The organism is Massilia sp. DJPM01, from assembly GCF_030348125.1.
Taxonomy (GTDB): domain Bacteria; phylum Pseudomonadota; class Gammaproteobacteria; order Burkholderiales; family Burkholderiaceae_D; genus Telluria_A; species Telluria_A frigida.
Genome location: NZ_JAQOZV010000010.1, coordinates 150,373 through 159,968, shown reverse-complemented (window position 1 = coordinate 159,968; position 9,596 = coordinate 150,373). Strand labels below are relative to the sequence as shown.

At 61.9% G+C, this 9,596-nt stretch carries 4 protein-coding genes; all 4 read left to right on the top strand.

Translation table 11 applies throughout. From position 1 onward, the window contains the following. The first annotated feature begins 211 nt into the window (after positions 1-211). From PO883_RS09635 to PO883_RS09620, 4 genes are read left to right on the top strand one after another with little or no spacing between them, the layout of a single operon-like run. Positions 212-1,426, top strand: coding sequence for a hypothetical protein (locus PO883_RS09635; protein ID WP_289309563.1), 1,215 nt, complete (start codon positions 212-214; stop codon positions 1,424-1,426). After that, positions 1,413-3,392: a caspase family protein gene (locus tag PO883_RS09630; RefSeq protein ID WP_289309562.1), complete on the top strand. Its 1,980-nt coding sequence runs from the start codon at positions 1,413-1,415 to the stop codon at positions 3,390-3,392. Before PO883_RS09635 ends, PO883_RS09630 begins: the two co-directional genes overlap by 14 nt. A 13-nt stretch (positions 3,393-3,405) precedes the next feature. Beyond that, on the top strand, positions 3,406-4,425 hold the full coding sequence (locus PO883_RS09625) for a MoxR family ATPase (RefSeq protein ID WP_289309561.1): 1,020 nt from the start codon (positions 3,406-3,408) through the stop codon (positions 4,423-4,425). Next, complete coding sequence (locus PO883_RS09620) at positions 4,425-9,596, top strand: SAV_2336 N-terminal domain-related protein (RefSeq protein WP_289309560.1); 5,172 nt, start codon at positions 4,425-4,427, stop codon at positions 9,594-9,596. The genes PO883_RS09625 and PO883_RS09620 overlap by 1 nt, the downstream gene beginning before the upstream one ends.

The window sequence follows — 9,596 nt, the reverse complement described above, 5'->3', positions numbered from 1 at the left end:
CGCACACTTGTGCTTCGCCGCGCGGTGTGCCGCCCCCCTTCTCCATGCGGCCAGCATGGATTGTGGCGGCCAAACGAAAAGGTTAATAGATAATATTCAATTTGCAATAAATTGCTTGTTTTTGCAAACCGCTTGTTTCATGATGATTGTTGCCACGCGATTTCGTGTCTCACCATGAGCGCCGGGCCTGCTCTCTCGATAAGGGTGAAAAATGAGAAAAATACTACTTTTTGTCCACGGGACAGGCGTGCGCAAAGTGGGCTACGACGCCGCTTTCGAGCTTGCCTGCAAACAGGCTGCGAAATACGAATTGGGAGTCACAGTCGAGGGTTGCTCATGGGGCGAATCGGTGGGTGCCAAGCTGTCGAAGGATGGCGCCTCCATTCCGACCTACGGGACAACCCGCAGCGCAGGGCCGTCTCCCGAGGACGAGCAACTGGCGTTGTGGGACTTGTCGCTGCAAGACCCCACCTTCGAACTGGGTATGCTCAGCGCGAGCGCGCGGCGCACGCCCGATGATCGTCCACCGAATGCGGAAGAGCCGGGAACAGCATTGCTCAAACGGTTTTCGCAACTGCCCGACGCCAACGGCCTGGTACAGCGTCTGAAGGAGCTTGGCTTGTACGAGATAGCACCGCCGGACGAGGCGGTCCGTCCGATTCTTCCTGAGGCAGTCGACGCCGTCCAGGCTTCGCCTGCTTACAAGGCCGCACGCAAGTCCGGCGCCGCCGGTACGCCGGAACACCGGCATGCGCTGGCGCGCGCCGCCATTGCGTCCATCCTCCAGGCGGCGCTGAACGCCGGCCTGCCTGTTCCGGGCGGCGAAGTGCGCGATGAGCTGGAGGAGGACATCCGGCGACTCCTCGACAACGATACGTATGGCGTACTGGATTTCATCCTGTCGCCGCTGGCAGGGCTGGCCGCCAATGCCGCCACCTGGCACGTCAAGCGCAAGCGCAAATCCATCATGGACGCGGCCTTCCCTGTTGCCGGTGATATCCTTCTTTACCAGGCACGGGGTGCAGTAGTGCGCACCTTTATCCGCGCTGAACTCGAGAAATTCGAAAACGATGACGTCACCATCATGGCGCATAGCCTTGGCGGCATCGCTGCAGTCGAAACCCTGATCGAAACGCCTGCCCCCAACGTGCGGCAGTTGGTCACCTTCGGCTCGCAGGCCGCGTTTTTCCACGAAATCGGCGCGCTTGCCACGCTTAAGCCTGGCGCCGATTTGCCCGCCGGCTTTCCTGCCTGGCTTAATTTCTATGACTTGAACGACCCGCTCAGTTACATTGCGAACGGAATCTTCAAGGCCGCGCGCGACTGTCGTGTCGAGAGCAAAGCATCGTTTCCGGCGTCGCACAGCGCCTACTTGCACAGCGAAGTGATGTGGAAAGAGGTCGCCAAACTATATGGACATGTTTGACGTCGGAGCCGCCCATGTTCGCGCGATTGTCGTCGGAATCGACCACTACGGCTATGGACCCGGTTGGGACCTGACAGGACCTGGCGCAGATGCCTTGCGCATGGTGAGCTGGCTGCTTGATTGCGAGGTACCTACTGCGAACATCGATGTTTTCCTGTCGCCGGAAAGCTGGGACAAGCCCTGGGTCGCCGCCTGGCTTGCGCAGCAGAAGGCGCTGGAGAAGGGCGGCGTATCGCGCACTGCATTCAAGCAACGCCCCGCCACACGGGAAGAGTTCGTCAAGCTGATCGACACCGGATTGCAGTCCCCACCGTGCAAGGCATTGTTTTTCTTTTGGGGTGGGCATGGCGTTGTTGCGGATGACGATGGGAACAACTACCTGTATACCGCAGACGCGAACCCTGACCTTCCATACTGCGTGTGCGCGCAGACCTTGCTCCCCGCCTTAAAGCATGACAAATTCTCGAAATTCGCGCACCAGGTCTTCGTGATCGACTCGTGCGCCAACGCGCTCGACACCGCCAACAGCAGCGTCCAACTTGCTCCTGCGTCCTTTGTCCTGAAGGGGCGACTGGACCTGGCGATTTCGCAGTGTTGCATGTTTGCGGCGTCGATGGGCAAGCGCGCATCCAATGTGACGGAAAACGGAACTGGCCTGTTTTCGAGCCTCTTGTTGGAACGCATTTCACCTTTAGCATCACCAAACGAGGATGATTTTGCCGCCGCGTTCCGGGCTCTGCATGGCGCGGGTGCTACAAATGGGCTGGCCAGGCAGAAGCCGTGTATCTACCTTGATGCGCCGGGTATCATGAAGGTGCGCAACACGATTCGTCCGCTCAGTCATGAAGGCGTGGCATTGATCGCGCTGATCCGAAAATGCCGCATTCCAGACGCTACGCTCATCAGCTGCTACCTTCAGTCGCTGGTCGATTATTCCCGCAATTACATAGACGATAAACTGGACCGCTGGGTGCTCGATCTCGAGGACGCGCCGGCGCGGCCAGGCGACTATCCGTCACCGCTGGTTGAGTTTGCAATTCGGCTTGCGCGCGCCCATCCTGCGTCCGCGGGCAAGCTGCAGGAGTGGATCGCGGGCCGGCCCGATCATGAACTGCGCGAGAAGCTGGACAGGAAACTGGCCAATGAAGACCGCATGAACGTGCGGATCGCCACGTTGTTTGTCGAACTGAACGGGGACCGCGCGGACAGGCTGGTATGGTGGCTTGACACACCCGGCGAACCGGGTTTGAACGGTGCGGTCAACCTCGATCCTTCGCTGCCCAAACGCGATGAGCTCCAGCGCTGCCTTGGTCCCATTCTCGTGCGCGTGGAGAATGCCATCCGGATCAGGTTCCAGTTACGCCTGGGTTTCATTGTCCCCGCCGAGCTTTTCCTCGCTGGCCTTGAATCGGTCACGATTCCCCAGGGCCTGCTGGAAGTTCCCTTGAGCAGCAAATACCCGGTTGTCTTTCACTGGCGCCAGCGTATGGCGCCGGGCTTGGGTATTTTCGATCCTGAGTGGGAAAAGACCCTGAGTATTCTGGAAGACCGGACCGGGAACAGCCTCAGCACCCCAGTCTTGTGGGTGGAGCACGAGAGCAAGACAGGACGGGATTGCTATGTAAAAGCAGTAGACGAACTAAAACGGGACGCAAGGGCCGTGTGCCTGGGCATTGGCCATTGCCATGACATCGGCTCCGCCAAGACGCTGGAAATGATCAAGATCTGCCTCTCGATCGGCGTGCCTTGTTTTTTCTGGCTGCCGCGCCCGCAGCTGCCCACTGCAGCGGCTGCCGCGCGCGAACTGGTACGTGCCAGTTTTGCCAGGCAGCCGGTGAGCACTGCCCCGGTCGGTATATGGTCGGAAGGCCGTGGCGCCGATGAAGACAGCGTTATCCGCAAGATCAGCGCGGTATGGGACCTTCGGGAAGCCCTGCCGCTGGACGAACAAATGCATACCGACTAGGGAGAAACGCATCATGAGCAAGGCAAGCGAGGCAATGCCCAATGGCGAGTGGCGCATCTATCGGGGCGACAACCTGCCACGCAGCGAATGGGAAATTCCCGCGCCGCCGCCATGGCGTCCGCGCCGCGCGGCGCCCGAGCTAGCCGCGTCTGCCTCCTTTTGTCCGGCGCTGTCTGAGGCGGTCCAGGGCACCGGTCGCCGCTACAAGGCCAACGAGGACATCATCCGTCTGGTCAACGCCGCGCTGCACCTGCGCCGGCCTTTGCTCATCACGGGCGGGCCGGGAACTGGGAAATCCACGCTGGTCGACGCGATTGCCTACGAACTCGGCCTGGGCGAACCATTGCGCTGGGCGGTCACGTCGCGCAGCACGCTGCGCGAAGCGCTCTATAATTATGACGCGATCGGCCGCATGCAATACCGCGAAAGTTGCAGCGCATCGGACAGCCAGCTCGACATCGGCGATTTTGTCGAACTCGGCCCGCTAGGCACTGCCATGTTGCCTGCGATGAGGCCGCGCGCCTTGCTGATCGACGAAATCGACAAGGCGGACATCGACCTGCCCAACGATTTGCTCAATGTACTCGATGAAGGACGCTTCCACATCCCTGAACTGAGCCGCATCAAACAGCGCACCGTCAAAGTGAGAAAGTACGGCAACGAAGGGGTGGTCGACATTTCGGCGGGCTTGGTCGAGTGTTATGAATTCCCTCTTGTCATCTTGACCAGCAACGGCGAACGCGATTTTCCTGCGCCTTTCCTGCGCCGCTGCCTCCAGCTGCGCATGCCCGATCCCTGCGACGATCCGGTTCGGCTCAAGGCCATTGTCGATGCGCACCTCGGTGAATCGGCGTCAGCAAAGGCGGACGCGATGATTCAGTCGTTTGCCACGCGCGCGCAAGGCGGCGATATTCTGGCCACAGACCAGTTGCTCAACGCGATACAGCTGGTGATGGGGAGCTACTCCATGGACGACGCCGACAAGTCGGAACTCGAGCTGTCCTTGATGGCCGGGCTGGGCAGGAAAATCTGATGATCGGCGTGCTGGCCGACAGTTTGCGCCGCGCGGGCCTCATGTTTACCGTCGATGAGCTCAAGGATATCGTCTGGCTTGCCGGTCAGCTCGAGGGCACTGGCGCGCCTGGCGGCGCCGCTGCTCCTGCGCGCGCGCATGCAGCTGCCGGAGTCGAGCATGCAAGCGAGGAGCCGGTCCGCCCCACCCGCGAACAAGCCGCTATGCACGATCAGCACGGGAACGCGGCAGCGGACCTTCCGCCCGTTGCCGCCAGCGCCGGGGCCGCCCCGGACGGCATCGCCGCTGGCGTGCTGCGGGTTCCAGGCGTGTCCGGGACCGGATCCCCGGAGCATTTCCGGCGCGGCCTGCAGCCGTTCGCACGGCGCGTGCCGTCGCGCTGGAATTTCAGGCTCGACGAGGTCGCCACCGCCGAGCACGCCGCCGATACGGGTGTGTGGAAACCGGTCCAGCGCGCAGTTCGCGAGCGCAACTTCGATCTGGTGCTCGTCATCGAAGATTGCGCGGTTGCGCAGATACGCCACCAGGCGCTTGCCGAAATGATCCATATCCTGCGCGGCTACAGCGGCCTGCGCAGTGTAAGCAGTTACCTGCTTGAAGGTGGGCCCAACTTGCACTTGCGCGCGCAGCCTAGTGGCGTGCAATATCCTGTCAGCCATGTCCAGCGCAGCGACAGCCGCCAACTGGTGCTGTTTGCCACCGACGGCACGTCGCCACGCTGGCGCGATGGCAGCGCGCAGGCTTTCCTTTACCGCCTGGGCGCATTGACCTCGGTCAGCATCCTGCATCTGCTGCCCCAGCAGGCGTGGCGCCACACGGCGACCGGGCACCCCGAATTGATGATCCACGCGCAGCTGCCCGGCGCACGCAATACGCGTTTGCGGGCCACCATGCCGTGGTGGTTGCAGGGCAAGACCGGCGACGCGCCAATGCTGGTGCCGGTGTTGGGACTCGATGCCGCCACCGCCGGCGCGTGGGCGCGGACCATGAGCGCGCGCGGCGGTGCCTTCGTGCACGGGATCCTGCTCCCTTCGCCTGGCGCGCTGTCGGTCCGGATCACGGCCCTGGCCAAGCAGGCGCGCCCTGCAGCCGTTGCCGATCCGGCTGCCCTGGTCGCGAAGTACCGCGGCATGGTTTCCAAGCCGGCCTACGATCTCGCCGTCTTCCTCTCCACTATCGATCCACTGACAATTGCCATCATGCGGCTGGTACAGCGCGCCATGCTGCCCAAAAGCACTGACGAGGAGTTGTCCGAGCTCGTCGCCGGTGGTTTGCTGGCAAAAGTTGCACCAGCCGAAAGCGATGCCCCAGCGCAAGAGCGGCAGTACCGCTTCCGTCCGGGTGTCGCCACGGAATTGCAGAAGGCGCTGCGCCACAGCGAGCGCAGGGAGGTCGACCAGCAGTTGCTGCAGGTGGGCCGGTTCCTGGAACAGAACAGGGGGGATGGCGAACACTTCGAGGCGCTGTTCCCGATGCCCGAGGGAGGCGCGCGCCTGAGCCAGTGGTCGATGCCATTTGCCGAAGTGTCGCGTGGCGTGTTGAACGGCTATGCCCAACGGGGACGCGGCCAGGTGTCGCCGGTCAAGACGCCGGCGCAGGGGGACGGAACCTGCGCCAGCGCGGGTGGGCGCACGACCCTGCGCATCCTCCAGCTGTACGATATTCACATGGGGGAAGCCTGGGAAACGGAATTTTCGCGGGCACGTCCCGAACTGGGGGAAGCCTGGAGGGCGAACATGGAAACGTTGCTCGCCCATGGCGGTGTCGACGTGGTGTGCGTGTCGGGCGACCTGACCTGGCGCGGTGCGGCGAAAGAGTTTAAGGAAGTCGGCATGTTCCTCGACGCCACCCTTGCCATGCTCAAGCTCGGCAAGGACCGGCTTTTTGTCGTCCCAGGAAATCATGACATCACGCGGATCGGGGAAAAGGCGGCAAAGGGGCTGATCAGGACGTTGCCAGAGGGACTTGGCGAGGAGCAGCTGCAGTTCGTCAAAAAATCGCAAGAGAATTATCGCGATTGGCTCGCCTCATATTTGCCAGCAATCAGCGCCGCTACGCCAGGACCGCAGGCCGACTTCCGCATCACGCTCCAGGGATGGCGCGTGCCGGTCCATCTTATCGGGCTCGACAGTGAGTGGCTTGCCGATGTCCCGGGCGACGTGCCCCGCGTGACGCACGAGCAGATGGAGCAGGCACTCACAGGCGAGGACCAGCGGCCGCTCAAGGGCGCCGTGCTGGCATTGGCGCACCATACGCCCGATGCCCGGTTGAGCCAGAAGACCATGCGGATTGAGATGGCAGCCCGGGGCGTGACCGTGCTGATGCACGGGCATCGCAGCAACGCCGACGTGGCCTGGTCCATGCGCAACCGGATGTTCGAATGCTGGGGCCGGGGCATGTCCCTGCGCAGCGAAGAACCCATGCGCATGCATGCGGTCGAGCTGGACATCGCCAATTTGTCTGTGCCTGCAGTGCGGCGATACTGGTCGCGCGAGTGGGATGCGCTCACTGGGCAATGGGTGACCAGCCAGACCGATTACTGGGATGGGCATGGTGAAATCATGCACACGCGTTCGCTACCGCCGCAGGCTGCCGAAGCCTGTCCGCAGTTCGTGGGCCGCGAGCGCGAACTGGAACAGCTGACGCGGTGGTTCATGGGCCCTGCCAGCCGTCCGCAATTGGAAGGCGCCCAGTTGGGCTTTATTGAAGGGCCCGCGGGTATCGGCAAGACCGCCCTGGCCGAGCATTTTGCCGCCCATGTCTGGGCGCGGCAGCGAGGCGGCCCATGGGTGACCATTCCTGCCGGCTCCCGCATGGAAGCGAATGCGCAGCTGCTCAAGCGCTTGCCCACACTTGGGGCGCCCGATGCAGTCATGGCGGATGCCGCACGCTTTTTCGCCGAGAACGGGACGCTGCTCATCCTGGACGGGGTGGACAGCGGCAATCCTGAATCGTACAGCGTAGCAAAAGAGGTGATGAAGGCAATGGCGGGATGCCCGACCCTGTTGATCGGGCGCGAGTGTCCTGCTGAGCTTCGCGGAGTGCCGTTGCTGCGGCTCGAGCCGCTAGAGTCGCGGGAGGTCGTCGGAATACTGCAGTCGCTTGTAAAAGGCGCGTCTGAGGTGGAGAGGCGGCTCAGCGCGTTGGCCGACAAGTGGAATGGGGAAGCCGACGTGTTGGTATCTCAGGCCAAGGAACTGGCCAAGGAACTGGCCAAGGAGACGCCACTTGCAACGGCGGTGAGCTGGCTGTCGCGCATGATTGGCAGAGGCGCCTCGGCGCCGCCGTCGACGACGGCAAGCGTTGATGCCGATGATAGCGATGAAAAGTCCAGTTTCGAACGGGCGTTTGCGGAATGGTCGACGAGCGATGGACATAAACATGCCTGGAGTACGGCAATGGTTGCGCTCGCACACGGCCCCGAAACGTTCACCGTGTCACTGGGCGCCGCGCTCACTGGCATGGCCCCACCCTCTATCGGGTCAGATGCCGATATGACGGCGTACTTCGCCTTCCACACTTCTGCAGTGCAGGCGGGAATGCTCGAGGGGGACCGTGTACAGCCGCATTACCGCGCGCACCTGAGGGCACTCTGGTTCGAAATGGAAGAGCTTGTCCGCAAGCGCTGGTTCAGATGGGTTGCGGCGCGGCTCAGCGCCGCCGACACCCAGCGCGACGCTGCCTGGGATGAGCTCGATGCCACTTACGAGGGACTCGGCGAACTGATGCATTCGTGCTCCGAGGAGCAGGCCAGGGTGCTACGCGAAGCCTGTGTTCCGTATGCGCGCCGGCGCCATGCCACTGCGCCATTTATCATTTTGTGCGAACGGATGGTGGCCGGGCAAGATGCACACCATCATCCTGCGGACCCCTATTGGAGTTGGACGCTGGCGTTGCTCTTCCACGCAGCCGGGAACGCGCGCCAGGCGTTGGAAGTCATCCACGCTGCGCGCCTGTTATTTCCCTCCGAGGCCTGGACCGAATCAAATGTTGCCGACGTAGTGAAGCTGCGCATGGGGCTGGAGGGCAGCCACGCTGAGCCAGGCCCGGCCAGTGAGGATGGCTCTCACGCCCCTGCCGTTCCGCACCGCCTGTATGACAATATGCTGGCGCATCACCGTCATATTGTGCGGGCTGCATTGCAGGCGACGATATGGGCGAGCAGCAATCGGCAGCAGGCCGGTGTCGTTCGTCAGGCAGCCGGGACCGGCCTGACAACGTCATTGCTGGCCTATTTGGCCCAGTGTCACGCATCATCGAGCCTGGAGCCGCAGCCCTACATTGTGGTAGTGGATCGCTTGGTGTGTGCCGATGTCATCATGGCCCGTCTGGAACTTGGCGGAGCCGCAAGCATCGACTGCCGCTATCCTGCGTCCTCGCACGATTTGGCGGCCCTGCTAAAACAAGGCGACCCGGCAATCATCGTCACGACGCTGCAGAAGCTGCGCCAACTCCAGTCCGTGGTGTGTCCGCATAAATGCATCCTGGTCGCGTACGACATCCACCAAGTCGCGAACGAACTGGACGTCGGATTTCCCCGCGCAACCCGTATTGCATTCGTTTCGCAATCCTACTCAGAGGTGCTCGCCGACATGTTCGGGGATCAGATTGCAAGCTACAGTTTGAGTGACGCAATTGCTGACGGACTTCTGTTGCCCGTCAAACTGCGGCGGGTCACCCTGGAACACGTGCTGCCACCAGTTGGCGAGGAAATGGGGCAGAACGCCAGTGATTACGATGTGCTTGGACGTGTTGCCGATGTAGTGATCAACGGGCTGCAAGCATCCGGATCTCCAGGCAAGGATCTAGTGATTGTGGAGAACCTTCAGTCTGCCCTCGCCCTGCGCGATCATCTCGCTGTCCGGCTCGCGAAACACCCGCAGGTCGTCATCAACATCATCTCTGGTGAGCGAACAGAAAGCACGTACAGTTTTGACAGCGAAGAAGGCTCGGATGCCCTCCTTGTCATTCCTGTCGGGCGGCTGGCTGGAATCGACCTTGAAAAAGTCCGCAATTGCTACGTCGCTTGCACCATAAGCCCGTACGTCGAGCAGAAAATCGAATCGCTGATCAATCGGCGCAACCGGAGCAGCGATGCAGGCGGAATCATCGATATGGCGGAAAATAGCTGGGCCTCGATACACCTGGAAACCAAACAAGATACCGATTGA

What these genes read in the sequence shown, in the direction of transcription:
- PO883_RS09635 (WP_289309563.1), top strand. Translation starts at nt 212, where the DNA reads ATGAGAAAAATACTACTTTTTGTCCACGGGACAGGCGTGCGCAAAGTG.
- PO883_RS09630 (WP_289309562.1), top strand. Translation starts at nt 1,413, where the DNA reads ATGGACATGTTTGACGTCGGAGCCGCCCATGTTCGCGCGATTGTCGTC.
- PO883_RS09625 (WP_289309561.1), top strand. Translation starts at nt 3,406, where the DNA reads ATGAGCAAGGCAAGCGAGGCAATGCCCAATGGCGAGTGGCGCATCTAT.
- PO883_RS09620 (WP_289309560.1), top strand. Translation starts at nt 4,425, where the DNA reads ATGATCGGCGTGCTGGCCGACAGTTTGCGCCGCGCGGGCCTCATGTTT.